This window comes from Marinicella sediminis, assembly GCF_002000055.1.
GTDB classification, from domain to species: domain Bacteria; phylum Pseudomonadota; class Gammaproteobacteria; order Xanthomonadales; family Marinicellaceae; genus Marinicella; species Marinicella sediminis.
The window spans coordinates 267,342-294,072 of the sequence record NZ_MVBD01000003.1 but is presented as its reverse complement, the minus strand read 5'-3'; the positions used below and the strand labels follow the sequence as shown (position 1 = coordinate 294,072).

Genomic DNA, 26,731 nt, shown 5'->3' with positions numbered 1-26,731 from the left:
GACCACATGACAGACATCAACAGACGCACATTTCTGACCTATTCTTCGCTCATCGCCGCCAGTGCCCTGAAACCGGCTCAGAGTCTGGCCATGAGTGACCAGTCGGCACAAAGCTGGGCACCGTATCACAATAAGCTGGTGATTGACGGCCTGGGCTTTGCCGTCAGAGGCTTGGTGGATACCCCGGCAGAGGAGCTGGAAGAATTCCTGAAAGTCATCCGTCAATCGGGCATCACCGCCATCAACGAGACCGTGACGTATCCGGGATCTGATTTTAAACAGGCTGTGAAGAATGTTTCCTCTTGTCTTGATTGGGCCAACCGCTACCCTGAACAGGTGAGGGTGGTCCGTACTGTGGAGGATTTACTGCAAGCCAAAAAGCAGCAACAGCTGGGTCTGATCATGGGCTTTCAGTCCACGGAGATGTTTGAAGGTACGGTTGAAAACGTATCGGTATTCAGCAACCTGGGGATACGCATCATGCAGATGAGCTATAACAGCCGCAGTGATTTTGCTGATGGCTGTCTTGTCGAAAATGCCCAAGGGGTCAGTCCATTGGGATACCAGGGCATTGAACAGATGAATGCCGAACGGGTATTGATCGACTTATCGCATGCCGCCAAAGCCACAGTACAACAAACCATGAAGCACAGCAAACAACCGGTGGCGATCACCCACAGTGGTTGCAACTCGTTGTATCAACACCCAAGAAACAACGACGACGAAGACCTCAAATCACTGGCAGATCAAGGCGGTGTGTTCGGGGTCTATCTGATGCCATTTTTGGAAGGTGGGGAACATGAAATTGGTGCCGACACAGTGATTGGTCACATAGAACACGCCCTCAAAGTGTGTGGCGAAGAACATGTAGGCATTGGCACCGATCAGGGCATCAAACCAATCAATGACACCCCAGAGTACCGCGAATCGATCCGCCAGGAAGTACTGAGAAGACAGGCCGCCGGCATCTCAGCACCCGGGGAAACCCCCAACCGGCCACCTTTCATTCCACAACTCAATTCAGAACGCCGCATGGACATGATTGCCTGGCGTTTACACAAACGGGGACACTCAGATCGGTTGATTGAGAACGTATTGGGGATGAATTTCCTGCGCCTGTTTCAGGCTGTGTGGGGTTAAAGTACTAACAGCCAGGACCAAAATAATCAATCAACCGGTTGGGTGATCAAAAACCGCAGAACTTGTCGGTCACCATCTGCGGTGCTTGATTCAAGCTCTCCACCACAGGCTTTGATCATATTGGCGGAGGCCTGATTGTCTGCATAACAGTGCACATGCACCTGTGTGATGCCTTTTTGATGGGCTTGCTCTACTGTCAGCCCCAACAATTCAGAACCCAGTCCCAGACCACGTTTCGAAGGCCTGATGCCCAAGCCGATGTGCCCGCCTGAATCCCGTAATGTTTCATTCAGGCGGTGTCGCAGGTTTGACATGCCAAGGATCTCATCACCTTCCACCAGCCAGAACGTGCTGCTGGGCTCAAAAGGTTCAGGCAAATCATCACTGGTTTCATAATGCCTGATCTTGTCCAGTAAGGCGGGAAAATCACGGTGATCGAAATCCAGTGGGAAAGGATGCCTGGATTCATTTCCCAACTCTTTAACATAGGCGTCGTAACTGGCCTGATAGCGAACTTCGGGTTTTATCAGTTTCATGACCATTCAGGTCTGCCTTTGGGTATGGCATCCAACAGCTGTTGGGTGTAAGGATTTTGCGGATTGCGGTAGATGTTTTCTGCGGTGTCCAGCTCCACCAACCGACCCTGATTCATCACTCCCACCCGGTCAGCAATGAAATTCACCACCGACAGGTCATGTGAAATGAAAATGTAAGTCAGGCCACGTTGCTCCTGTAAATCCAAAAGAAGATTCAGCACCTGAGCCTGCACAGAAACATCTAGGGCCGACACCGATTCATCACAGATGATGAATTCCGGGTCCACCGCCAATGCCCTGGCAATGGCAATCCGCTGTCGCTGACCGCCGGAAAACTCATGGGGATAGCGATGTCGCTGGTCAGGATTGAGCCCCACCTGGACAAACAATTCGCAAACCTGATCATCCTGCCGGGATCTGTTCAGCTGACTTTGGTGCAACTGTATGGGTTCCATCACCGCCCGGCCTACGGGCATCCGGGGATTCAGTGAGCCATACGGATCCTGGAAGATGATTTGCATGCGCGAACGCAGTTTACGCAGCTGTGCAGGCGACTGATCAAACACCTCTATACCATCGAAACTGACCGAGCCTGCTGTGGCTTGCTGTAACCTCAAAATGGTCCGGCCCAGGGTGGTTTTACCACAACCTGATTCGCCAACCAGACCAAGGGTTTCGCCTTTTCTGACGGTAAAACTCACACCATCAACGGCCTTGATGGGTGGTTTTTTAGGTTGGAGCCAGCCGCTTTTTTGGACAAAATGCGTGGCCAATTCCCGCACATCAAGCAAGACAGGCTGCCCTGATTTATCGATTTTCTGTTGTGGTTTAAGCTGTTCAGCAGACGGTTCTAATTCCCGCCCATCGGCACTCATGTAATCACCCACGGTCAACAAGCGACCAGGGTTGTCATGCAGTTTAGGACGACACGCCAGCAAGCCTTTGCTGTAAGGATGTCTGGCTCCGGAAAAAATACTTCGAGTGCTGGCTTGTTCCACTTTCTGGCTGCGGTACATCACCACCACTTCATCTGCCAGATCGGCAATCACACCCAAGTCATGGGTGATGAACAACATGCTCATGCCCATCTGGCGCTGCAAATCCTGCAACAGGTTCAATACCTGTTGTTGAATCGTCACATCCAGCGCCGTGGTGGGCTCATCACAGATCAGCAATTGGGGTTCACAGGCAATCGCCATGGCGATCATCACCCGTTGTTTCTGACCACCAGACAATTCATGGGGGTAGCTCCTGACCCGTACATGGGGTTCTGGTATACCCACCCAATCAAGCAGCTCAATGGTCCGCTGCCAGGCGGCTTTTTTACTCAGTTTTTGATGCAGCCGCAACACCTCAGCAATCTGATACCCAACCCGAAAAACCGGATTCAGTGAGGTCATGGGCTCTTGAAAAACCATCGAGATGTCATTTCCCCGAATGGGTCGCAATTGCTTTTCAGACAAAGTCAGCAGGTCTTGCCCGCCAAACCAAATCTGACCACTGGTAATGCGGCCCGGTGGTTGCTTTATGAGGCCCAGGATGGATAATGCGGTCACCGACTTTCCGGAACCACTTTCCCCGACCAACCCCACCGTTTGGCCCGGCTGAATGACCAGATCAAGATCACTGACCGCCTGAGTCCTGCCTTCATCGGTGTTGAAATCAACCGATAATTGTTTGATGTTCAGCAGTGCTTGGTTGTCGGCATGGCTCATGGGGCTCTCATTCCTGGCAAATTATTGTTTTTGGCAAGAGGGGTCCCAGCGATCCCGCAACCCATCTCCCAGCAAGTTGAATCCTACCAGTGTAAAGGACAAAAATAAAGCAGGAAAAAGCAAAGCCCAGGGCGCCAGCTCCATGTTTCCGGCTCCCTCATTGACCAGCGCTCCCCAGGAAGTCATCGGCTCCTGCACACCCAGACCCAGAAAGCTGAGAAACGATTCAATCATGATCACCTGAGGAATGATCAGTGTGGCATAAACCAGCACCACGCCCATAAGGTTAGGCAGCACATGCCGCCGTAAAATGACCACCTGTGACTGCCCAAGGGCCACAGCCGATTCAACAAAGGCCTGTTGTTTAAGCATCATCGTCTGACCCCGAACAATGCGCGCCATGTCCAGCCACAAATAACAACCGATGGCGACAAACAACAACCACAGCTGCTGACCGAAGAACACCAATAACAGGATCACCAAAAACAAAAACGGCAAGGCATACAAGACATCCACAAGACGCATCATGATGGCATCTGTACGCCCACCAACAAAGCCAGCCAGCATGCCATACAGCACACCAATGAACACACTGACCATGCTGGCCACCAATCCAACCAGAATGGATACCTGCCCACCCAACAATGTCCTGATGAATAAATCCCGGCCCATCACATCAGTACCCAGCCAAAATGTCTGATCAGGTTTCACTGCCATGTGATCCCAATGGATGGTTTCCGGGTCCAGAACAGTGAAGAACGGCCCCAACCAGATCAGCAGATTCACCATCACCAACATCCATATGCCCAGTTTCAGTTTCATCGGCTGGCCACCCGCGGATCGATCAGCCGGTAAAGTAAGTCCACCAGCAAATTAAACAACAACATCATCAAGCCAATCACCAGCACCACACCCAGCACCAGGGTATAATCGCGGTTCAGAGCACCCTGAACAAAATAACGACCCATTCCAGGCAAACCAAAAATCTGTTCTATCACCACCGAACCAGTCATCAAACCAACTGCCGCCGGGCCCAGGTAGCTGACCACTGGCAGCATGGCCGGACGCAGACCATGTTTGAACAACACATGACTGGCGGACAAACCCTTCGCCCTGGCTGTTTGTATGAATGGCTGACTCATCACCTCTAACACGGCACTTCGGGTGATGCGGGCCACGGCGGCTATAAACGGTAAACTCAAAGTGAGAACCGGCAAAATCAAATGCTGCCACTGACCATCTCCCCAGCCTCCCACCGGTAGCCAACCCGCGTGAACAGACAGTCCCAGGATCAGTAATGGCGCAATCACGAAATTGGGTGTGCTGATACCGATCACCGCCACCAGCATAGCAACCAGATCAGGCCAGCGATTGGCCTGAGCTGCGGCCACCAATCCAAGACCAACACCCAGCAACAAAGCCAGCAGCAAGGCATAAAAGCCCAATTCCAGCGAAACCGGCAAACCCAATGAGATCAGTTCATTGACGGTGAAATCAGCGTATTGAAAAGAAGGCCCCAGATCGCCCTGTAATAAATCACTCAGGTAGCTCAGGTATTGTTCACTCAGCGGTTGGTCGAGGCGGTATTTGCTGTTGATCAGTTGTTCTACCTGAGGGCTGAGTTGGCGCTCCTGATCAAAGGGACCACCGGGTGCTGCCCTGAGCAAAAAGAAAGTCAGGGTCAGGATCAGCCACAGTACGGGAATACCCCACAGCAACCTCCTGACCACCAGGCTGATCATTCAGTGGCTTTCACCAAGGATCACATCGCTGATTTTTTCGGCCATCATGATGGTTGGTGCATTGGTGTTGCCAGATACCAGGGTCGGCATGGCTGAGGCATCCACCACCCGCAAACCTTCAATCCCATGAACCTGCAGATTGTGATCAACCACAGCCATGTCATCGCTGCCCATTTTGCAGGTACCGATGGGATGGTAAATGGATTCGGCTTTATTTCGGATGAATTCCGTGATCTGCTCGTCGGTCTGCACCTCACTGCCGGGGAAGATTTCTTCATCACGAAAAGGATCGAACGATCCAGCACCAAAAATACGGCGCTGAATTTTAAAACCTTCGATCATCAGTTGCAGATCCTGCTCAGCACTCAGGTAGTTGGCTTCAATCTGCGGATGTTCAGCCGGATCAGTGGATTTCAGGGTGATCTGTCCCCGGCTTTCCGGGCGCAACACACACATATGAAGGGTATAACCACTGCCTTTCAGGCGGTTGCGTCCATGATCATCCAGCATTGCCGGTACAAAATGAAATTGCAAATCAGGCCGGTCATCTTGGGCCTGCGGGCTTTGCCAGAAACCACCCGCTTCAGCCACGTTACTGGTACCAGGTCCTTCTTTAAACAAATAATACTTCAAACCGGAAAGCACTTCGCTGACGGTATCATAGGTGATTTTCTGGGTACACCGCTGAACCAGACAAACATCCAGGTGGTCCTGCAGATTTTTACCCACACCGGGCAATTCATGAACACAATCAATGCCATGTACCGCCAGTTCGTCAGCCTGGCCAATGCCTGACAGCATCAACAATTGTGGCGAGTTGATCGCACCACCTGAGAGGATCACTTCTTTGGTGGCTTTGACAGCCATTGACTGGCCGCCCTTTCTCACCCGCAGCCCGGTGGCTTTTTTACCGGTCAGGATCACTTGTTCAGCCATGGTTTTGGTCCAGACGGTCAGATTGTCACGTTTTTTTGCGGGTTTCAGGAACGCCTGGGCTGTGGAGTGCCGCTGGCCATTCTTTTGGGTCACCTGATAATACCCAAAACCCCTTTGTCTGAGTCCGTTGAAGTCATCTGTGCGGTCATAGCCCACCTCTTCAGCCGCAGCCAGAAAAACATCACTCAGGGGGTTGGTGTATATATGATCCGACACCCACAGCAAGCCGTCACCACTGTGAAATTCATTCTGCAGACGTTGATTATTTTCACTCTTCATGAAGTAAGGCAGCACATCTTTACTGCCCCAACCCGGATTACCCATGCTTTCCCACAAGTCATAATCCTTGCGATGCCCACGACAATAGCACATGGCATTGATCGATGATGAACCACCCAGCACCTTACCCCGCGGCCAGTACAACCGACGGTTATTGAGCTGTGGTTCAGGTGCGGTGTCATACCCCCAGTTGATGGATTTGATGCCTACCAGCTTGGCCAGGCCGGCTGGCATATGAATCAATGGGTTCCAATCAGTACTGCCTGCTTCGATCAGCAGCACCCGGTTGTTTTGATCGGCGGATAACCGGTTGGCCAACACACAGCCGGCTGAGCCGGCACCAACCACAATGTAGTCAAATTCTTTCAAGTTCTATTTTTTGATCGTTCAAACGTTCGTTATTATACCTGAGGCCCATGTACAAAACAGGTAAATAGCCAAGAACTGGACGCAAAAGGGTTAAACCATGATGCAGATCAAACTGACATGAAAAAAGCCTGCCACACAGTGACAGGCTTTGGAAACCGATGGTGCGTCAGGATTACCTGATGTCAGGACATAGTTCGCTGGCTTGAGTGAACAACCTGATCATCTCAAACTGGCCAGCCACGCCAACTGCCGGCACCTCATATGACACAGCGGCATGGGCACAGTCCAGAAATTCAATGCGCAGGGTGCCATAACCGTTGGCCCCTTCTAGGCTCACTTCTGCCGGATCATCAAAATAGCCCCCCGAGGTGTAATACAATTGATAATTCAACACCGCCGGATTCATGTCATCAACCTGGCCAGCTCCAACCAGCCAGCGTTGACCATTGGCACCCACCTGAGCCGCTGGGGTATCGGCCGCATCCATGGTGTCAAAAGTAAACCAGCCCAAGAACGCCGCATCGGTCCCGTAGAACTGGTCGATGAACATGCCCTGACCACTGGTGTCCGGGTTATACCAGTGACCAGTTAATCGTTGATCAAAAACATCAGGTGATTGATCCAGACTGCCACTGGCGAAATCCTGACACACCGCCGAACCGCTGTTCACCGGCCGGTTGATGGTGAATTGGCCTGACAGGTTTTGCGATGGTATCTGATAGCTGACCTGTGCCTGGTCACAACCATCAAACACCACCGTCATGGATCCATATGGATTAACCGCTGGGCCGATCACCGCTTGGTTGTTGTCAAACAAACCACCGGCGGCGTACAACAAATCAAAACTGATTGATTGGGTGCTTTGGTTGATTAAACCGTTACCCACCAACCAGCGGTGTCCGGCATCACCGATGTCTCCACCAGCGCTGACCGGCATGGTGTCATAAGTGAACCAACCGGCATAGGCATAATCATGCTCCGGCCGGACATCAAAAAACAAGCCCTGTCCCTGCGTCTCCAGGTTGTACCAGTTACCATTGAGTCCTTCATTTAATGTGAAGCGTTCGGCATTGGGCTGGATGTCATACACATAGGCCATGCCTTGCCGGCTGGAGGAAAAAGGAGCTCCAACCACCAGACGATCATGATCCAACCCCAGGGCCTGCCCAAAATCATCATGATTGGTATCCGTATCCGCTTTGATCACCCTTACAAGCTGCCAACCAGAGTCTTCCTGGTTGTATACATACACCTGACCATTGATGTTGTTTTCATCAGTGCCAGTATGCCTCTGTCCAATGATCAATTGCTCATCTGCCATCACGACTTCAATACCAAAATTATCGCTCTCATCGGCAACCCTGGCTGTCAGCTTCTGACTCAGGCTCCATTGTTCGCCGATTTTTTGGAACACATACGCCGCTCCAGCCTGACTTTCACCATTGCTGCCTGTCTCCGCGGACGCCCCGACCAGCAAGTGATCGCTAAATACACTGACACTGGCACCAAAGAAATCACCTGGCATACCATCGGGGCTGCTGATGACTTGTTGCAACATCCAATTGTCCTGCTCTTCGGTATACACATGAACATATCCTGTGTATTGATCCATTTGAAAAGTGTTGACTGCGGCAGCCAGTTGACCCTGGTGATAACTCATGGGCCAGCTACCCAACAGACCTCCTGTCTCATAAGGCAGATCATTTCTGATGACTGCCGTCTCCGTCCACTCACCTGCCACCAGGTCATAGACATGAATGGCACCCCGTTGTTGGTCGGCCGGCATGCCCAATTCAAGCGCCGATATGAAAATCCGGTCAACACCCACTGTCAATTGTTTACCAAACCAGTCATTGGCTTTTGCATTGGGTCGAATGATCTGACTGGTTTGGGTCCATTCGCTGTTGCGGTACTCAAACACATAAACAACACCGGCATCTTCTGTTACCACATTGTTTATAACCGGGTCATGATAAGGTGCTGACACCACAATCCGGCCTTGATGTATCCGCACAGAATCTCCAAACTGATCTCCAGCTGCCAAATCAGTCGGATTAAGGACCTGTTCCAGGGTCCATTCTCCGGTCTGCTGCCGATAAACATAGACCGCACCAGCCCGGTCACTACCGTCTCCCACAGATACCCACCCCAAAGGTGCTCCCACAACAGCCACTTCGCCTTCCACATCAACGCTCCAGCCGTGAAATGTAGCAGACAGTGAAGCGCCTGGCAGCTGCGTTGCAGCACTGGTTGAATACAATGATTCAGCAAACAGAATCAGTACACATAAAAGCAGTTTGTTCATCGTTTTTTCCTCAGCAAAAGACAAATAAATGATTCGGATCAGTGTGCAGACTGAACAGAAGTTTTTTTCAATCAGAGGTCTGAAACACAGCCTATCCGGACAACAGGGACAAGGCACTGCCAACTGATACACTTGCGCTCAATTTCAAGCCTCCATCTATTAAAACGAATATTCCTGATAAAACTTGTCAAAAAAATCACAAACAATGAGCCGTCAACAATTTTAAACACCAGCAATGTTATACTTATTGGCTTGATAAAAACCGGGGTATGACAATGACAGAACTCAAAATCAATGGCCAACTGACCCAACTCGAAGTCAGTGAAGACATGCCGCTGCTGTGGGCATTGCGCGATGTGGCCAAATTAACCGGCAGTAAATATGGTTGTGGTAAGGGCATTTGTGGTGCCTGTACGGTGCACATTGATGGTCAGCCGATGCGCTCATGCATCACACCCATGTCTTATGCCAAAGGCAAATCAGTAACCACCATCGAAGGCCTATCAGAACAAGGCGACCATCCGGTACAACAAGCCTGGCAAAACCTCAATGTGGCCCAATGTGGCTATTGTCAATCCGGACAAATCATGTCAGCTGTCGCGTTGCTGGAGAACAACCCCAATCCCTCAGACGAGGACATCAACGGTGCCATGGCAGGGAACATTTGTCGTTGTGGCACCTACCCCAGAATCCGGGCTGCCATCAAACAGGCCGCCAAGCTGAAACAAGCGGATGAAGGAGCACAATCATGATCAAAAAGCTCAATCGCAGACAATTCCTTAAAAGCACCGGACTGGCATCCGGCACCCTGGTGCTGGGCGTACAATTCTCGCCGCTGATGGCCAAACACCATGGTGAAATTCAATTTTCTCCGGATGTGTTTGTTTCGATGGATGGCACTGGCCAGGTCACCATCATTTCCCACCGCAGTGAAATGGGCCAGGGCATCCGCAGCACGCTGCCACTGCTGGTTGCCGATGAACTGGAAGCAGACTGGAACCGGGTCACGGTCAAACAGGCCCTGGGTGATGCCAAATACGGCAGCCAGAACACCGACGGCTCGCGCAGTGTGCGGAAAAACTTCCAAAAACTCAAAGAAGCCGGCGCCATCATGCGCACCATGCTGCAACAGGCCGCTGCCCAGGTCTGGTCAGTACCCGTCGACCAGGTTCGCATCGAGCATCATCAGGCGCACCACAAAGATGAAGCTTTGGACTTCAAAGAGCTGGTCAAGATCGCCAGCAAACTGAAGGTTCCTGAACGGGATACACTGAAACTGAAAACCGCAGCCGAACAAAAATACGTCGGCAAGCCGGACATGGCCCTGCTCGATGGTGCAGACATCGTCACCGGTAAAGCGGTGTTTGGCTACGACGTTCAGCTGGATGACATGAAAACCGCGGTGATCGCCAGACCACCAGTGGTCTTTGGCACCGTGAAAAGCGTCGATGACAGTGAAACCCTGAAAGTGCCTGGCGTGGTCAAAGTGGTGCAATTGCCTGCACTGACACCACCGGCCCTGTTCAAAATGCTCGGTGGGGTGGCAGTGATTGCTGAAAACACCTGGGCTGCCATTGAGGGGCGAAAAAAACTCAACATTGAATGGAACCATGGCAGCAACAGCAGTTACTCCACCAACGATCATGAAGCAGTGTTCATCAAAGCCCTGGAAAACCCCAAAGAAGTGGTGCGATCCCGTGGTGATGTGGAACAAGCCAAAGCGAATGCAACGAAAACCATTGAGGCTGATTATCATGTCGCAGGACTGGCCCATGCCACCATGGAACCACCGGCAGCCACCGCCCGCATCACTGGCGATCGGGTGGAAGTCTGGGCCTGCACCCAAACCCCACAGGCCTCACAACGCAACGTCATGGGCACCCTGGAAATCCCGCAGGAAAACGCTGCCAATGTAGAGATCAATGTGACCCTGCTGGGTGGTGGATTCGGTCGCAAGTCTAAACCTGATTTTGTCGCCGAAGCGGCCTACCTGGCACACCAAACCAAGATGCCCATCAAAGTCTTATGGACCCGTGAAGACGAAATCAAACACGGTTACTACCACAGTCCCAGCTACCAACAGCTCAAAGGCACCCTGGATGAAAACAACCGGGTCACCAGCTGGTACCACGCCATGGTTAATCATCCGATCAGCTCAACCTTTGATCCCACCGCCAAACTGGCCGGCAGCACCGACCTCGGCCAGGGCGACATGATGTTTGATGTGCCCAATATCAAGATCGCATTGGGCGAAACCGACACCTTTATGCGCATCGGCTGGGTGCGCTCGGTAACCAACATCAACAATGTGTTTGCTGCTTCATCCTTCGTTGACGAGATGGCCCATGCCGCCGGTAAAGACAGCAAAGACTTTCTGCTGGAACTGATCGGTGATGACCGGATAGAAGATTTCAGCAAAGACGGTTTTGAGTACAGCAACTACGGCGAACCCGCTGAACAATACCCCGCCGAGACCAGCCGCCTGAAAAACGTCATTCAACTGGCCGCCAAAGAAGCTAACTGGGGCGAAAAACTACCTGAGGGCACGGGTATGGGCATCGCCGCCTGGCGCTCATTTCTGAGTTACATCGCCGTGGTCATTAAGGTTTCCACCAACGGCAATCAGGTGAAAATCGAAGATGTCCACATGGCGGTCGACGCCGGTCAACTGCTGAATCCTGATCGGGTCAAATCGCAGATGGAAGGTTCACTGATCTTTGGTGCTTCTTTGGCCTTTTACGGTGAAATCACCGCCAAAGACGGCATCATCGAACAAGGTAACTTTGATGATTATCAGATGACACGCATCAACCAAATACCCGATGTACATGTGCACCTGGTCAACAGCACCGCCATCCCAACGGGCGTGGGCGAACCCGGACTACCACCCGTGGCTCCGGCGTTGTGTAACGCGATCTTTGCCGCCAATGGCCAACGTCACCGCCGTTTGCCACTGAAGGACCTGCGCCTGGTTTGATCGTCTGAACAGCTGCTTGCCGTGCCCCTTCATGGGTACGGCAAATGGCTCAGCAGAGAACCATTGCTGACCAACGCTGTCCATCACTCCATGTTTGTCTGGCCCCTCATCAAAACCCTGCTCAGTGCCTACCTGCTGCTGATGCTGGCAGTCTATCTGTTGCAAAACCGCTTGATTTACCATCCGCCACCGACCATTGAACACCCCCATCAAACCCTGCAACTGACCACCGCTGAGGCCACCATCAATGCGGTGCAGCTGAATCCTCAGGGTGAACGGGTGTTGTTGTATTTGGGTGGCAATGCCGAACAGGTGGCCTACAGTGCCAGTGATTTTTTACACCACCTGCCCAACACCCGGGTGCTGCTGATGCAATACCGCGGTTATGGTGGCAGCGGGGGCTCACCCAGCGAAGCCGCTTTGTTTGCTGACGCCCTGGCGTTGTTTGACCACCTGCAGGGTCAGACCAACCACCCGGTCACGGTGATGGGCCGCTCTTTGGGCAGTGGCATCGCCACCTATGTCGCCAGTCAGCGGGAAGTGGCGCAATTGATCCTGGTCACCCCATTCGACAGCCTGCGGGCGGTGGCAGCCAAACTGATGCCGATCCTGCCGGTGAACTGGATGCCGGGCACAACGACATCGATCTCAAACCGGCTTATTTCCGCAGCATCAAGGGTTTTCTCGCTTGTGATGTGAGTTGTTGATACAGCACTGAAGTTAACCTGACTTAGTAATTGTAGTGCACCTGAAACTCACTGTACTCATCGTGTTCAATGACCCGGTAACGGATGTCAAAAGGCTTCAGGTTTAACCGGGATGCATTGAGTTCTTGTTTAAAGAGTTCCATGGCGGCTTCGCCCTGACCTTTGGTCAACTGATATCTGAGTAAGTCGTAATATTCAGAAAAATCACAATCACGCTTTTTGAAATTTTTGTCAAAATCCACATCATAGCAACGTTCTTCCTGGTCTTCAGTATCAACCACATGTGTTCCATCACTTAACTGGTGATCCTCCACAGAACGCAAAATGTCGTCCTTGTCTAACCGGTACTGAACCCGTTCAACCACTTCATTGAACATTTCATATCTCAACTCATCAGCGATGAGATTTCCTTTTGCATTTATTAGTTTGGTCTGTATGCAGGATTCATCATCGCCAAAGTAACTGCTGTATTTTTTAAATGGATAGATCAAACAATGCTCTGCTTTCAATTGTGAAAACTCCACGAGATTATAAGGTGTATCCAAATGTTGTTCCCAACTCGGATTCGTAACCCGCTCAATCACAAACAACGCCGTTTGACTGCTTCTGAACAGATATTTGGCGTGTTGAAATCGGGCAACTTTGATCTTTCTGCTTAATGACTCACCAACTATCACATCATCAACTTTGATGTGATAATGATAAAAGCTACTCATACAAACAGCTTCAATACAACGTGTTGGCATGACATCATCTACATATTCTTGTCTTTGCAAGCGTCCAACCATTATTGTATATTCAGGCTTGGACTCCTTGTTCAATTCATCACTGGCTTCAATGCCATCAGACAGCACAGTGGTAGAATTTGCCTGATTCCAGATAAGTATCATGCTGATGAAAAAAGTTTTCATGGTTTGATTTCCAATCCTTGATTCACCTTCATTATAACCAAACTTGATCGATGTCATACCAGCGGTCTGTGGGCTTTGTGGCACAATTGAAAAACAGACGGGGCACCCCCATTTCTTTGTCAATCTAGAATTTTTAATTGGGAATCATGAACTTTAATAAATTAACCACCAATTTCCAGCAAGCCATCAACGAAGCCCAATCGATTGCGGTCGGCAAAGACCACAACGTGATTGAATCGGCCCATGTGTTGTCAGCTATGCTGGATCAGGAGCACTCCTCCATCAAGCATGTGTTCACCAAATCCGGGGTCAACATCAACCTGCTGCGCAACAGCCTGGCAGAAACCATTGAAATGATGCCGGTGATCGGTAACAACACGGGACAAGTCAATCTGTCAAACAACCTGGTCAAGGTGTTGAATCTGGCTGATAAACTGGCGCAAAAACGCAATGATCAGTACATTGCCAGTGAGCTGTTTGCCCTCGCGCTGATGGACTCCAGTGACACCACCGCCCAGCTGTTGAAAAAAGCCGGTGCACAACGGGACTCACTGGAAAAAACCATCGATGAGATCCGCGGCGATGGCACTGTGGATGACGCGGGAGCCGAAGAAAACCGCCAGGCGCTGGAAAAATACACCGTCGACCTGACGGCGCGCGCCGAAGCCTCAAAAATGGATCCGATCATTGGTCGTGATGCGGAGATTCGCCGCACCATCCAGATACTCCAACGTCGCACCAAGAACAACCCGGTGATCATCGGCGAACCCGGGGTGGGTAAAACCGCCATCGTCGAAGGCCTGGCTCAACGCATCGTTAACAACGAAGTGCCGGAAGGCGTGAAAGGCAAACGCTTACTGTCCCTGGATCTGGGCGCACTGATCGCCGGTGCCAAATACCGCGGTGAATTTGAAGAACGACTCAAAGCCCTGCTCAATGACCTGAGTAAGCAGGAAGGTCAGATCATCCTGTTCATCGATGAATTACACACCATGGTCGGAGCCGGTGCTGCCGAAGGGGCCATGGATGCAGGTAACATGCTCAAACCAGCCCTTGCCCGCGGTGAATTGCACTGTATTGGTGCCACCACGCTGGATGAATACCGGCAACACATTGAAAAAGACAAAGCCCTGGAACGGCGCTTTCAGAAGGTGTTGGTCGATGAACCTTCCGTGGAAGACACCATTGCCATATTGCGTGGTCTGAATGAACGTTATGAAGTCCATCATGCGGTGGAAATCACCGATCCGGCCATCATTGCTGCGGCCACCTTATCCCACCGCTACATCACCGACCGCAACCTACCAGACAAAGCCATTGATCTGATGGATGAGGCGGCATCGAGAATCCGCATGGAGATCGACTCCAAGCCGGACAAGATGGACAAACTCGACCGCAAGCTGATTCAGCTTAAAATGGAGCGTGAATCCCTGCTCAGAGAAAAAGACAAGGCCTCTAAAAAACGCCGCAGTGAATTGGAAACCAACATCGAAAGTCTGGAGCGGGAGTATTCTGACCTGGAAGAAATCTGGAACAGCGAAAAAGCCGCGGTACAAGGTACCACACACTTGAAAGAAGAACTGGAACAAGCCAAAGCTGATTTTGAAGTGGCGCAAAGGGCTGGTGATCTGGCAAAAATGTCTGAATTACAGTACGGCAAAATTCCTGATCTGGAAAAACAAATCGCGCAGGCAACTGAAGTCGACATGAGCAGCTTTCAACTGCTGCGCAACAAAGTGACCGAAACTGAAATCGCTGAGATTGTCTCCATGTGGACCGGTATTCCGGTCACCAAGATGATGGAAGGTGAGAAACAGAAACTGCTGCAGATGGAAGACACCATCCATCAGCGTCTGATCGGTCAGGAAGAGGCCGTCAATGCAGTGGCCGATGCCATACGCCGATCACGTTCAGGTTTGGCTGATCCCAACCGACCGATTGGTTCCTTTATGTTCCTTGGCCCCACCGGTGTCGGTAAAACCGAACTGTGTAAGGCCCTGGCTGAGTTCATGTTTGACACCGAGGATTCTATCATTCGCCTTGACATGTCTGAATTCATGGAAAAACACTCAGTGGCCCGCCTGATCGGTGCGCCTCCAGGTTATGTGGGCTATGACCAGGGCGGTTATCTCACCGAAGCGGTGCGCCGCAAGCCCTACTCGCTGATCCTGTTGGATGAGGTAGAAAAAGCCCATGCCGATGTGTTCAATGTGCTGTTGCAGGTACTGGATGATGGCCGCCTGACCGATGGCCAGGGCCGTACTGTGGATTTCAAAAACACCGTGATCATCATGACCTCGAATCTGGGCTCTGACCTGATTCAGGCCAAAATCAATGAGTCGTACAAAGACATCAAAGACTCGGTGATGACCGTTGTGGGTTCGCATTTCCGCCCTGAGTTCATCAACCGGGTGGATGACATCGTGGTGTTCCATCCGCTGAAGCAGGAACAAATCAGACTGATTGCCGGCATCCAGATCAATCGGGTGAAAAAACGCCTGGCCACCCGCGACTTGCACCTGGAAGTCTCAGATGAAGCGCTGGATTTCCTGGGCAGTGTGGGTTTTGATCCAGTCTATGGTGCCCGCCCACTGAAACGGGCGATTCAGGATGAATTAGAGAATCCACTGGCCACCCAGCTGCTGTCTGGTGCGTTTGCCCCTGGCCAGGTCATTCGAGTGACTTTGTCAGATGATCACCTTGAATTTGCAGCCGTCAACCCCCACTAATGGCGCAATCTCATGCAGACGACACCTGAACCGGTGTCGTCTGCCAATGTTTTGTTGTTACATTAAGGAGCCATATTGCCATGCCGATTTATGAATATCAGTGCCAATCCTGTGGCCATGAGTTGGAAAAACTTCAAAAAATGTCAGATGCACCGCTGACCGATTGCCCATCCTGTGAAACCGATGGCCTGCAAAAAAAAGTCTCAGCTGCCGGATTCCGCCTCAAGGGGACCGGTTGGTATGAAACTGATTTCAAAAACAAATCCAACAAAAAAACCACTGAAAGCAGTAAAAACACCACATCCAGCGACCCTTAATGCCATGAACACACCGCTTTGTCTATATTTTCTTACAAGCTGGTAATAATCATTGGACAGACACAACCTCCATAGAAATCACATAATATCCCCAAGGGATCAGGCAACAGGAGTTGCCAGCCAGTGAGGCACTTAAGGAAGACTTAAGGAATGGTCTCTTAACAAGGCAGTCAACAAGGAGTGATTGCCCGGTACATGAAGTACCACACTCGGGGATCAAGGACAGGAAGGCTCGTGTTTGTGCCTTCGCAAATTAACCGCCGTCTTTTTGATGGCGGTTTTTTTTGACCTCAACAATCGCCTGCCTTTTGTTACAATACCGCCATGCGGGCTTTTCTGTTTCAATTCATCATCACCCTCACCAGCTGGATGTCACTGCGCAGTGCGCATCGTTGGGCCAGTTGGGTGGCTGCCATGGTTTGGCGTTGGAGTGAGAAACAACGCCGCATCACCCTCACCAACATACGTCTGTGTTATCCGGACCTCAAGAAGCCCGCACAAAAACAACTGGCCAGGGACAGCCTGACCGAAACCATCAAAGCCATGTTTGAACTGGGTATCATCTGGAAAAAACATGGTCGTAACATCGACCCTCTGATCGGACAAATCCATGGCCGCGAGGTGCTGGAACAGGCACTGGAACAAAAACAGGGGCTGCTGCTGGCAGCACCACACTTTGGTAATTGGGAAGTACTTAACCTGTGGCTCTCCCGGCACCCGGGGTTTTCATTCCTGTATAAACCACCGGAAGATGCCAGCATCGAACGCTTGCTTTTGAAGTACCGGGGGACCGGCGGAGCCAATCAAATCACCGCCAATCCCAAAGGCGTGCGTCAAATATTCAAAGTACTGAAACAACAACACATTCTGGCCATACTGCCTGATCAACAGCCCAAAGCCGGTCAAGGGGTTTTTGTGCCCTTCATGGGGCATCCGGCACTGACCATGACTTTGTTTGGAAAAATCGCCGGAAAAACCGGAGTGCCAGTGGTGTTTGCAGTGGCAGAACGATTGGCCGATGGCCGCGGCTTTGACCTGCATTTCAAGGCCGCTCCGGCTGGCATTTACGGTAATCCGGAGGCATCAGCCAGCGCCTTGAATCAAACCATTGAATCCATGGTGGCGATTAATCCAGCGCAATATCAGTGGACATATAAACGCTTCAGCATCCAACCTGATGGTCACATCCCTTACCGTCCGGATCAATCAGCCGACATTCAGTCCTGATTCAATCCTGCTCAGCAGGCACCACATTAAAAATCGTTAAATCACGGATATCCCAGGTTGCCTGCGGCTGCATGGGTGCAGGTGGATAACTGATGATGTATTGGTTGATTTGACCATTTTGCTGACCATTGAATTCCATGCCCAATGTGCCGATCTGTTCACCTTCCTGTAACAACACCGGACAGTGCGGACAGAATGCTTTGGCATGAAACACATCACGGGTGCTGCTGTCATTGGTCCCACTGGAAATGGTCCACATGGGATTGCCCAACAGGTCATAGATATAACTGATCACCACCCGGGCGGTGCCCAGGGTAATCACCGACTGGCCCCAGCCATCCTGTTCAGGGGAAAAATAATGACCGGTGTGCATATTGGGTGTCTGGTCAGCAGCAAACTGGTCCAGGACCATCAAATCTGCACTGAGCTGTCCGTTGATTTCCCGTACCTGTACCGCCCGGGAGTCATCAATGAACGTGGTTTCAGCCCAGCCAACCTGGCTGAATCGCTGATCACCGAGGGCAAAACCACCTGGAAATAAGACCTCATACAAATCATTGCGGTATTGGTTGTTGGCGCTGTCCGCACCATTGGCCAGGTACCAGATTGGGCTGCGGTCTTCCCGGGCGGTGTACATCACTGACAACATGGATTGTTGGTTACTGACGTGCAGATCCACTCCATTGCCCGAACGGGCAGGATTCCACCACAGGCCATTTCGCGGTTTCACATCATTGCTTTCGGAACGTTCAGTACTGATACCCACACCACAATCATTCACCGCTTCACACAAACCCTGATCATCACCCACCTGTGTGGTGAAAAATCCATTGTTACCGGTGTTGAACCCCTCAAGGAACACACTGGCCTGGTGATCAAAACCAATTGGCAGGCCACAGCTGGCATCCTCGGTAACGGCAAAGTTCAGCATCGCTTGTCGCGTCTGATTAATGCCAACATCAGCCAGACTGATGACTGGTGACTCCAGGCTGACACCGGTGATGCTGGAGACCAAAGGCGGGGCAAATGCCGCGTTGATCACACACACCGCGGCGGAATCACTGATGTTGTTTTGCCCATTACAGGTATAGGCATAACCGTCATCGGCAGCGGCATTTTGCAAACCAATGGTGGGGTTGGCTGCTGAAAAGCCTTCACCGCCGTACTGAAACACCCATTGCGAGGTGGCTGGATACAAAATTGCCTGAACATCAATCGCTTCGACCGCTCCACTGGTGGCCCACAGGTCTGCACCCAACCAGGAAAACACCTCACAGGATTGATCGTTGCCATCATCTGCAAGGCGGGGACAATCAGTGAATGACTGATGATAAAACAAGGCGTCCCGTAAATCACTGTGAAACGGTATGATCCGCCCACCAACCGAATCAAAATCCGGATTGGCTGGTAAGGGACAGTCCGGGCTCCAGTCTGAGCCATTGGCATCAACTGATGTGCTCAGGTAGCCATTGGTGGAGGCCACCAGGGTATTTATGGTTTCACCATAATGGTCAAAACTGTCAGCCAGCGAGATGGTTACAAAACCTTCATCAGCAGCGGTAAATTCACTGCCTGCCGCCTGCCATTCATGTAAGGTACCTGATTCAGTGATGTCAATGAATGTCCGTTCACAACTGGCGATCAGGTTACCGTACTGATCCCGGCCGTCAGCGAATGTCAAAGAGCGGTTGCCGGATAAGGCCAGCCAGGCATCATTGGCCGCCTGGGTACCCTGATTGCTCACTGCCAGTTCCAGTTGCCAGCGTTCACCGGGATCAATCACCTGATCATCATTGCCACAGACCTGTTGCAACTGATCAGTGAGGTCACCAGCTGCTGAAATCTGAATGTCCGGACTGTCGGTCTTCAGTGCCAATTGCCCGAATCCAAACTGATCGCCGACATCCTGTACCAGCACCTGAACGGTGCCGGCAAATGCTTGAGAATAGGTCACCGTGATGCTGCTTTGGGTACCATCGGTGTGGCCATCGCCGTTGATGTCCCAGGCAAAACTCAGCAATCCGCTGGCACCAGCTACGCTGGCTGAAAAAGTCACCTGCTGACCCAGCTCGGGCTGTGGGTCACTGGCATTGATCTGCACCGTCAATTGCCCCTGTGGCAAATTGATGTTGTAACCACAGGACTGGAATGACTGACCTATGAACAACAGGTCATCGGTGTACCCCAGTTCCTCCGCTGCCAGCAGCATGGCCTGAGCGGCATCTTGTTGTCCGGTGTTGGAATCAGTCATCGCCAGGCCTTCAATGACCATGGTATCGGTGCGCTCCCGCCCTACTGTTTCCCAGATATTCATCAGACAAGAAGACCAGATTTGCCCATCGGTGTGGATTTGACCCACCAGATCATCCGGGTAAGTGCGCTGATCATTGGTGATGCGCCCACCCCAGCACTCATTGTGTCCGTCCCAGGAGAACACCTGATGATATTCCGGATCCGCCGGTGTCCAGGCATAACCCGGACGGCTGCGGCTGTAACTTTGGGCAAAATAATCACCCAGACCCTCGCTCAAACCATCCACCTGAGACAAGTTGCCATCTGTCACCCAGTCATGAATGCCATGACCCAATTCATGAATGATGACATCAGCATCTTCACCGTCGTCAACACATCCCTGACCAAACTCAAGGGTGCCATCACCGGTAAAATAACTCGAGGCATCTGCGTTGTTTCTGGCATGGGCATCAAAACGCACCCCGGTATCGTATTGATAAGGCCGTACATTCAAGCCCAGGGTGTTGTTCAAATAGGACATGTATTCATTGAGGTGCCAGGCAATGTTCACGGCTTCAAATGAAGGATCAGACCGGTTGTACAGAAAATCATCGTTGTCCTGCGAATAATCACCCTCCAATGGTTCGCTGATATCGATGGATTCTGCCCACTCATTGGTGATGAAATACCTGTCATCCTGATGCAGCACCTCCAATGTTCTGCTTTGCAGCTGTGCTGTCAGTTCAGGGGTGTTGGCATCGCCACCATCGACCAATCCTCCGCCATAAGACTGACCTGAGGAACTCAATGGATCCGGATCAAACACATTAACTGGTACCGTATTGTAATGTTTGTTATCTATGGCTTTGATCACTTCACCATCGTTGGCATCCACCAGCAACAGCCACCTGGATGTATCCTGGTCAAAAGCATAGTTCACTTGCCAGACCAACCGTGGCCGGTCGCCATGAGCCCAGATCTTTGCTGTTCTGGCGGCAGATTTTTGCCTGGCCTGTTGATGATTGAAATAACCGGTCACACGTGACATGACTTGGTCATCGGAGAGTAATTTTTTGGGGGTCTGCAGGTTATCTGTGGCAAACAATTGATGGCTGGCATGGCGCACCACGCCTTGCTGGTTGATGCTCACAGTGAAATGACCATCGATCACTTCAAGTCCCTGGTGTTGTTGCTGAAAACGGTAGGTATTGAGAGCCAAGCCCTGACGTTCACTGACCAGTACCAGATCAACTTCGGCAGCGTTCAGTTGTGGCTGTTGTTGCAGTACCTGATCGATGTATTGCCGAGCGGTGCTGAGGTGGTCGGTTTTGCCACCGGACTGAAGCGATTCACCGGCTGCCACTGCAGTGCTGTGGCGAATGATTTTTTGTGGTTCATTGGCGCGGGTCTGAAGCGTTAGCGGAATCAGCTGCTTGTGGGTTGGTTGCGGAGGCTTTTTGGCCGCTGCCTGGTTGAGTACCCCAACCAGGAGTAACAGCAACAAGGTATGTAAGGTTTTCATGTATTCACCTTATGTTTTGGTTTCTTTCAACACCAGGGGCTTGTGTCCTCCTTGTTCCAGTTGTCTTTTTTGTTTATCCGCTTCGCGGCTGGAATCGAATGGTCCCACACGCACCCGGTGCCATTCTGTGCCATTGACATCAATGGCCTGTATGTGAGCGATCTGCCCCGTGAAGGCAATCCGGGCTTTCAGCTCTTCGGCATCCTGGCGGTTATTAAACGATGCCACCTGTAAAATATATGTGTATTCTTTGCTGTCACGGGCGGCTTGTTGTTCAAGCTCTTCCCGGGGAATCACCACTTCCATTTCCGGCAACACCGAGTAAAAATCATAGTCGGGTTTTTTTGACACCGTCTGTGACACGTCTTCGACCGGTTGTACCACCTCTTCGGCCACACCGGGCACCGGTTGGTTGTTCTGTATCGGTTGTGGCACCCAACCTTTGACGTAAATCAACACCGCCAGCAACAAGCCGGACAGTACCCCGCTGAGCAGAATGATCCAACCTGGCACCGGCCTTTTGTGTCCGGCTTTGCGGGTGGTTTTCCTTTTTGTGGTTTTCTTTGTGGTTTTCCGGGTCATGCGGGTGTTTTGTCCTCTGCACGCATCTCTTCAGGTGCCGAAGAACCCAACAGTGCCAGGCCATCGGCCAGCACATAACGGGTCGCCAGACATAAGTTTAGCCGTGCGTTGCGTAAATTTTCGTTATCAATCTGTACCTGATGGGCGTTGTAGTAGCTGTGAAACAGCTGGGCCAGTTCCCTGAGGTAATTGGCCACGGTGTGTACCTGATAATTGACTGCGGCCTTTTCGATGGTTTCAGGGTACTGTGACAATGCCTTGATCAGGTCTTGTTCCTGTTCCTCGATCAACAACTCAATCGACACATGGCCAATTTCGATGTTGTGGGTCATGTTTTGCTCTTCCAGCTTGCGCAGGATGCTGCAAATCCGGGCATGGGCGTATTGAATGTAATAAACCGGATTCTCATTGGACTGCGATTTGGCCAGGTCCATGTCAAAATCCAGGTGCTGATCATGGGAGCGCATCACATAAAAGAACCGCGCTGCGTCGCAACCCACCTCAGAAACCAATTCATTGAGGGTGACAAACTGACCGGAGCGGGTGGACATCTGCAGTTTTTCGCCACCTTTGAACAGGTGCGCAAATTGTACCAACAGGATGTCAATTTTATCGGCATCAAAGCCCATGGCTTTGGCCGCCGCTTTCAGGCGTGGAATATAGCCGTGATGATCGGCACCAAACACATAGATGGATTTCTCAAATCCCCGCTCAAATTTATCAAGCAGGTACGCCACGTCAGAGGCAAAATAGGTTTTCAAGCCATTTTCCCGCATCACCACCCGATCTTTCTCGTCGCCAAAGTGTGTGGCATTGAACCACAGTGCACCTTCTTTTTTATACAGGTGATCACCTGCTTTGAGCTTATTGAGGGCCCGTTCAATGGTGTCTGATTTGTGCAGTGATTTTTCGGAAAACCACTGGTCGTAATGCACATTGAATGACTCCAGATCATCTTCAATGCCCGACAAAATCGACTTCAGGGCTTTCTTGAAAATTTTCTGATAACCCTTGCCCAGGATGTCTTTGGCATTGATCACCAGATCATCGATGTGCTGTTCTTTATCACCGCCGGCCGGTTCATCCGGACTGACCTGAGCAAACACCTCTGCTTGCTGATGACGAAAATCATCACCATACTGCTGACGCACATCACGGGCAATGTCGATGATGTAATCACCTTTATAACCATTCACCGGAAAGGTGATGGGCTCACCGCACAATTCCAGATACCGCAACCACACCGAGGTGGCCAGGATGTCCATCTGCCGGCCATGGTCATTGACATAGTATTCAGCATGTACCTGATAACCGACTTTTTTCAACAGGTTGGTCAGTGACGAACCAAATGCCGCTCCTCGACCATGCCCTACATGCAACGGGCCGGTTGGATTGGCGGAAACAAACTCCACAGTGATCGGGTGATCCTGGCCCAATTGGCTGCTGCCGTAATCCCCTTTGTGCTTCAGTATGCGCTTGATGACCTGTAAACGACAGGCATCGGTGAGGTAAAAATTGATGAAGCCAGGTCCGGCAATTTCTACTTTTTTGACATGACTGGATTCAGCCAGTTCAGCAATGATTTGTTCGGCAATGGCCCGCGGATTGGACTGCAGTGGCTTGGCCAGGGTCAGGGCCACATTTGAGGCGTAATCGCCATGACTTTTGTTGCGGGTTCTTTCGATGGTGATCGCCGGGGTTTCGGTCAATTCAAACTCGCCCTTGGCCTGCAAATGTTCCAGGGCATTTTCAATCAATTCCTGAATGTGTCCAATCATCAATGATTCCAGTCAAAATAAACGGCTGATTTTATCAAATAGAGGCCCGGTAAACCAATCAATTCGGCAGACTTTGTACTGATGGCATCGGCTGAGCAGAACAATTGACCGGCAGCGGTATGATAAAGATCAAACTTTTTCATATTTTCCGATTTGAGGCTTGATTATTTACACCCAATACACAATAATGAGAACCATTATTATTTAGATTAACTCCCTGCCATGACAGAACCCCGTGATCAATCAGTGCAACTGTCCAAAGCCACTGCAGGCCGAACCTATCAGGTTTGCCAGAATGTTTGTTCTGAATCGATGAGTCAAAAGCTCACGCTGATGGGCCTGGGCCTGGGCATGATGATCGAATTGATCGCCCTTTACAAACATGGTGCAGTGGTTAAAACCCCTTTTGGCAACATCGCTGTGGGCTCCGACCTGATCAATTCCATTTCTGTTTCGCTGATTTAATCTCCACCGCCTGTGAATCAACCTGCCAAAGTCGCCCTGATTGGTAATCCCAACAGTGGTAAAACCACCCTGTTCAACGCCCTTGCGGGGCAAAACAAAAAAACCGGCAACTGGGCTGGTGTCACCGTCAGTGAATCGAAAGCCAGACTGGTGCGTCACAACACTCAATTTGAATTGGTTGATTTACCTGGCATCTATGGATTGTCTCTGGCTGAATTGTCTCAGGATGAACTGGTTGTTAAGCAAGCCATCGACAAGGACGACATTGACCTGTACGTCAATGTCCTCAATGCCACCAACCTGGAACGGGGCTTGTTCCTGACCACCGAAATTCTGGATCTGGACAAACCCACCATCCTGGTGTTAAACATGGACGATGAGCGGGCTGCCAGTGGCAAAGACCTGGACACCATCAAACTGGCTGAGTTGACCGGCTGTGTGGTGCTGACCACCACCGCCATCAAAAACGTCGGCATGGTTGCTTTGTTTGATGCCATCGCGGCACAACTTTCTTCTGCAGCAGCCCCCGATCATCAACACACTGAATTACCTGATGACATAGACCTGCCAGAAGCCAAAACCCGGGCTGCCGCCATCAAACGTTATGTGCGGTCATCTGAACAGATCATAGGCGACAGTAAACGGATTTTTGAAGCCCGCTTTCAACAGTCGCTGGAAATGGCCAGGGCCGTCACCCGTCAGGCGTCTGCCGGGGCAACACCTTCCTCAAAGTCAGCCACATTCAGTCGCGTTGACCGCTGGCTGACCAGTCCATTCAGTGGCTCACTGGCTTTTATGCTGGCGATGTACCTGATGTTCTTTTTTGCCATCAATGTGGCAGATGTGTTCATTGATTTTTTTGACATAGCCACCGGGGCGATTTTCATTGATGGCACCAAACAACTGCTCAATGCAATGCATGCACCTGACTGGCTCGCGGTGATCCTGGCTGACGGAGTGGGTGCCGGTATCCAGACGGTGGCCACCTTTATCCCGGTCATCGGGTTTTTATTCCTGTTCCTCACTTTACTGGAAGAATCCGGTTACATGGTGCGGGCAGCATTTGTGATGAACAACTGGTTACAGAAAATCGGTTTGTCTGGCAAAGCCTTCGTGCCCCTGATTGTCAGTTTTGGCTGTAATGTCCCGGCGGTGATGGCCACCCGGCAACTGGCCAGAAAGGATGAACGCATCATCACCACCCTGATGGCGCCGTTCATGTCCTGTGGTGCCCGGCTCTCAGTTTATGCCTTGTTTGTGGCGGCCTTTTTTACTGAGCATGCGGCATTGATTGTGTTGTCACTGTACCTCACCGGTATTGTGGTGGCGATCGCCACAGGTCTGCTGATGCGCAAAACCATCCTCCCGGGCGAACCGGATCCATTTGTCATTGAGTTACCCAAATGGCGATTCCCCGGGGTGAAGTTCATTGTCCGGTCTACCTGGCACAAACTCCGTGGTTTCATTGTTGATGCCGGAAAAATCATCATCATCATTGTGTTGATTTTACAGATCATCTCATCCATGGGCCGGGATTTCAGCTGGGGCAATGAAGACGTCGATGAATCGTTGTTGGCTGCCGGCTCTCAACTGGCAACTCCTTTGTTTGCACCCATGGGCATTGATGAAGACAATTGGCCGGCTGTGGTTGGCCTGTTCACCGGCTTACTGGCCAAAGAAGTGATGGTCGGCTCCCTTGATGCGATTTATTCAAAATCAGTGGATGACAGCGAAGCCACCATAGGAGAACAGTTACAGGAAGCCTTGCAATCCATTCCTGATAAGGCCGCTGGTCTGGCTGATGCCCTGATCGATCCACTGGGCTTGTCACTGACTGAAATTGATGCCGTGGAAAGCATGGCTGAAAATCAAGGTGTATCCAGCCAGTTATTCGGCATTTTACAGGATAAATTCACCAGTGCATGGGCGGCTTATGCTTACCTGTTATTTGTGTTATTGTATTTCCCCTGTGTCACGGTGGTGGCCACCATTGCCAAAGAATCCGGCAAAAAATGGGCCGTGTTTTCAGCGACTTACTCAACGGCCATTGCTTACCTGATTGCCAGTAGTTTTTACCAGGTGGTGACGTTCAACACCCAACCGTTGTTTGCCGGCCTCTGGTTAACTGGTTGTCTGGCCGCACTGGTGATCTTTTACCTGTTGCTGAAAAGACATGCCAACAAGCAAACCCAGCGGGTCATCCCACTCAACATTCAATGACGACAAAAGCAGTTCAATAATCACTGATTGAGACCCGCTATT

General features: G+C 51.1%; 18 protein-coding genes and 1 pseudogene. 9 read left to right on the top strand and 10 right to left on the bottom strand.

Translation table 11 applies throughout. The features are described 5' to 3' along the window. Positions 1-6: 6 nt before the first annotated feature. The gene (locus B0475_RS06100) at positions 7-1,140 is read left to right on the top strand and encodes a dipeptidase (RefSeq protein WP_077410874.1); all 1,134 of its coding nucleotides are present in this window, start codon (positions 7-9) and stop codon (positions 1,138-1,140) included. Positions 1,141-1,166: 26 nt separating this feature from the next. Here B0475_RS06100 and B0475_RS06095 read toward each other — a convergent pair whose 3' ends face one another. From B0475_RS06095 to B0475_RS06070, 6 genes are all read right to left on the bottom strand, one after another. Continuing rightward, positions 1,167-1,676: a GNAT family N-acetyltransferase gene (locus B0475_RS06095; protein WP_077410873.1), complete on the bottom strand. Its 510-nt coding sequence runs from the start codon at positions 1,674-1,676 to the stop codon at positions 1,167-1,169. Beyond that, positions 1,673-3,391, bottom strand: a complete 1,719-nt coding sequence (locus tag B0475_RS06090; RefSeq protein WP_077410872.1) for an ABC transporter ATP-binding protein — start codon at positions 3,389-3,391, stop codon at positions 1,673-1,675. Before B0475_RS06090 ends, B0475_RS06095 begins: the two co-directional genes overlap by 4 nt. A 21-nt stretch (positions 3,392-3,412) precedes the next feature. Continuing rightward, positions 3,413-4,213: an ABC transporter permease gene (locus tag B0475_RS06085; RefSeq protein ID WP_077410871.1), complete on the bottom strand. Its 801-nt coding sequence runs from the start codon at positions 4,211-4,213 to the stop codon at positions 3,413-3,415. After that, on the bottom strand, positions 4,210-5,133 hold the full coding sequence (gene oppB / locus B0475_RS06080) for an oligopeptide ABC transporter permease OppB (RefSeq protein WP_077410870.1): 924 nt from the start codon (positions 5,131-5,133) through the stop codon (positions 4,210-4,212). Before oppB ends, B0475_RS06085 begins: the two co-directional genes overlap by 4 nt. After that, positions 5,134-6,717, bottom strand: coding sequence for a GMC family oxidoreductase (locus B0475_RS06075; RefSeq protein WP_077410869.1), 1,584 nt, complete (start codon positions 6,715-6,717; stop codon positions 5,134-5,136). Between the two features lie 172 nt (positions 6,718-6,889). Further along, positions 6,890-9,022 (bottom strand): hypothetical protein, encoded by a 2,133-nt coding sequence (locus tag B0475_RS06070; RefSeq protein ID WP_077410868.1) that lies wholly within the window; start codon positions 9,020-9,022, stop codon positions 6,890-6,892. 275 nt (positions 9,023-9,297) lie between these two features. On the opposite strand from B0475_RS06070, the gene B0475_RS06065 reads away from it, so the two are divergent. Genes B0475_RS06065 through B0475_RS06055 form a run of 3 tightly spaced genes read left to right on the top strand, consistent with a single transcriptional unit; the run spans position 9,298 to position 12,698 of the window. Beyond that, on the top strand, positions 9,298-9,774 hold the full coding sequence (locus tag B0475_RS06065; RefSeq protein ID WP_077410867.1) for a (2Fe-2S)-binding protein: 477 nt from the start codon (positions 9,298-9,300) through the stop codon (positions 9,772-9,774). After that, entirely contained in the window at positions 9,771-11,999 is a 2,229-nt protein-coding gene (locus B0475_RS06060; protein WP_077410866.1) for a xanthine dehydrogenase family protein molybdopterin-binding subunit, read from the top strand. The genes B0475_RS06065 and B0475_RS06060 overlap by 4 nt, the downstream gene beginning before the upstream one ends. A gap of 21 nt (positions 12,000-12,020) precedes the next feature. Then, positions 12,021-12,698, top strand: a complete 678-nt coding sequence (locus tag B0475_RS06055; RefSeq protein ID WP_077410865.1) for an alpha/beta fold hydrolase — start codon at positions 12,021-12,023, stop codon at positions 12,696-12,698. Between the two features lie 31 nt (positions 12,699-12,729). Here the strand turns inward: B0475_RS06055 and B0475_RS06050 are convergent, their stop codons facing one another. Beyond that, the gene (locus B0475_RS06050) at positions 12,730-13,617 is read right to left on the bottom strand and encodes a hypothetical protein (protein ID WP_157892741.1); all 888 of its coding nucleotides are present in this window, start codon (positions 13,615-13,617) and stop codon (positions 12,730-12,732) included. 146 nt (positions 13,618-13,763) lie between these two features. On the opposite strand from B0475_RS06050, the gene clpB reads away from it, so the two are divergent. From clpB to B0475_RS06035, 3 genes and pseudogenes are all read left to right on the top strand, one after another. Beyond that, positions 13,764-16,346: an ATP-dependent chaperone ClpB gene (gene clpB / locus B0475_RS06045; RefSeq protein WP_077410863.1), complete on the top strand. Its 2,583-nt coding sequence runs from the start codon at positions 13,764-13,766 to the stop codon at positions 16,344-16,346. An 80-nt stretch (positions 16,347-16,426) separates the two neighbouring features. Then, entirely contained in the window at positions 16,427-16,663 is a 237-nt protein-coding gene (locus B0475_RS06040) for an FmdB family zinc ribbon protein (protein WP_077410862.1), read from the top strand. 309 nt (positions 16,664-16,972) lie between these two features. Continuing rightward, positions 16,973-17,890: pseudogene (locus B0475_RS06035) on the top strand (lysophospholipid acyltransferase family protein); the annotation flags it as partial. Between the two features lies 1 nt (position 17,891). On the opposite strand, the gene B0475_RS06030 reads toward B0475_RS06035, so the two are convergent. The 3 genes from B0475_RS06030 to argS are packed head-to-tail and all read right to left on the bottom strand — an operon-like array spanning position 17,892 to position 24,004. Next, entirely contained in the window at positions 17,892-21,644 is a 3,753-nt protein-coding gene (locus B0475_RS06030; protein ID WP_077410860.1) for a hypothetical protein, read from the bottom strand. Between the two features lie 9 nt (positions 21,645-21,653). Next, a complete protein-coding gene (locus tag B0475_RS06025) occupies positions 21,654-22,226 on the bottom strand; it encodes an SPOR domain-containing protein (protein WP_077410859.1) in 573 nt (190 codons plus the stop codon). Beyond that, on the bottom strand, positions 22,223-24,004 hold the full coding sequence (argS, locus tag B0475_RS06020; RefSeq protein WP_077410858.1) for an arginine--tRNA ligase: 1,782 nt from the start codon (positions 24,002-24,004) through the stop codon (positions 22,223-22,225). Before argS ends, B0475_RS06025 begins: the two co-directional genes overlap by 4 nt. 222 nt (positions 24,005-24,226) lie before the next feature. Between argS and B0475_RS06015 the strand changes: the two genes are divergently transcribed. Together B0475_RS06015 and feoB are read left to right on the top strand one after the other, a co-directional pair. Then, the gene (locus tag B0475_RS06015) at positions 24,227-24,469 is read left to right on the top strand and encodes a hypothetical protein (RefSeq protein WP_077410857.1); all 243 of its coding nucleotides are present in this window, start codon (positions 24,227-24,229) and stop codon (positions 24,467-24,469) included. A 12-nt stretch (positions 24,470-24,481) separates the two neighbouring features. After that, positions 24,482-26,689 (top strand): ferrous iron transport protein B, encoded by a 2,208-nt coding sequence (gene feoB / locus B0475_RS06010; protein WP_077410856.1) that lies wholly within the window; start codon positions 24,482-24,484, stop codon positions 26,687-26,689. Positions 26,690-26,731 lie beyond the last annotated feature (42 nt).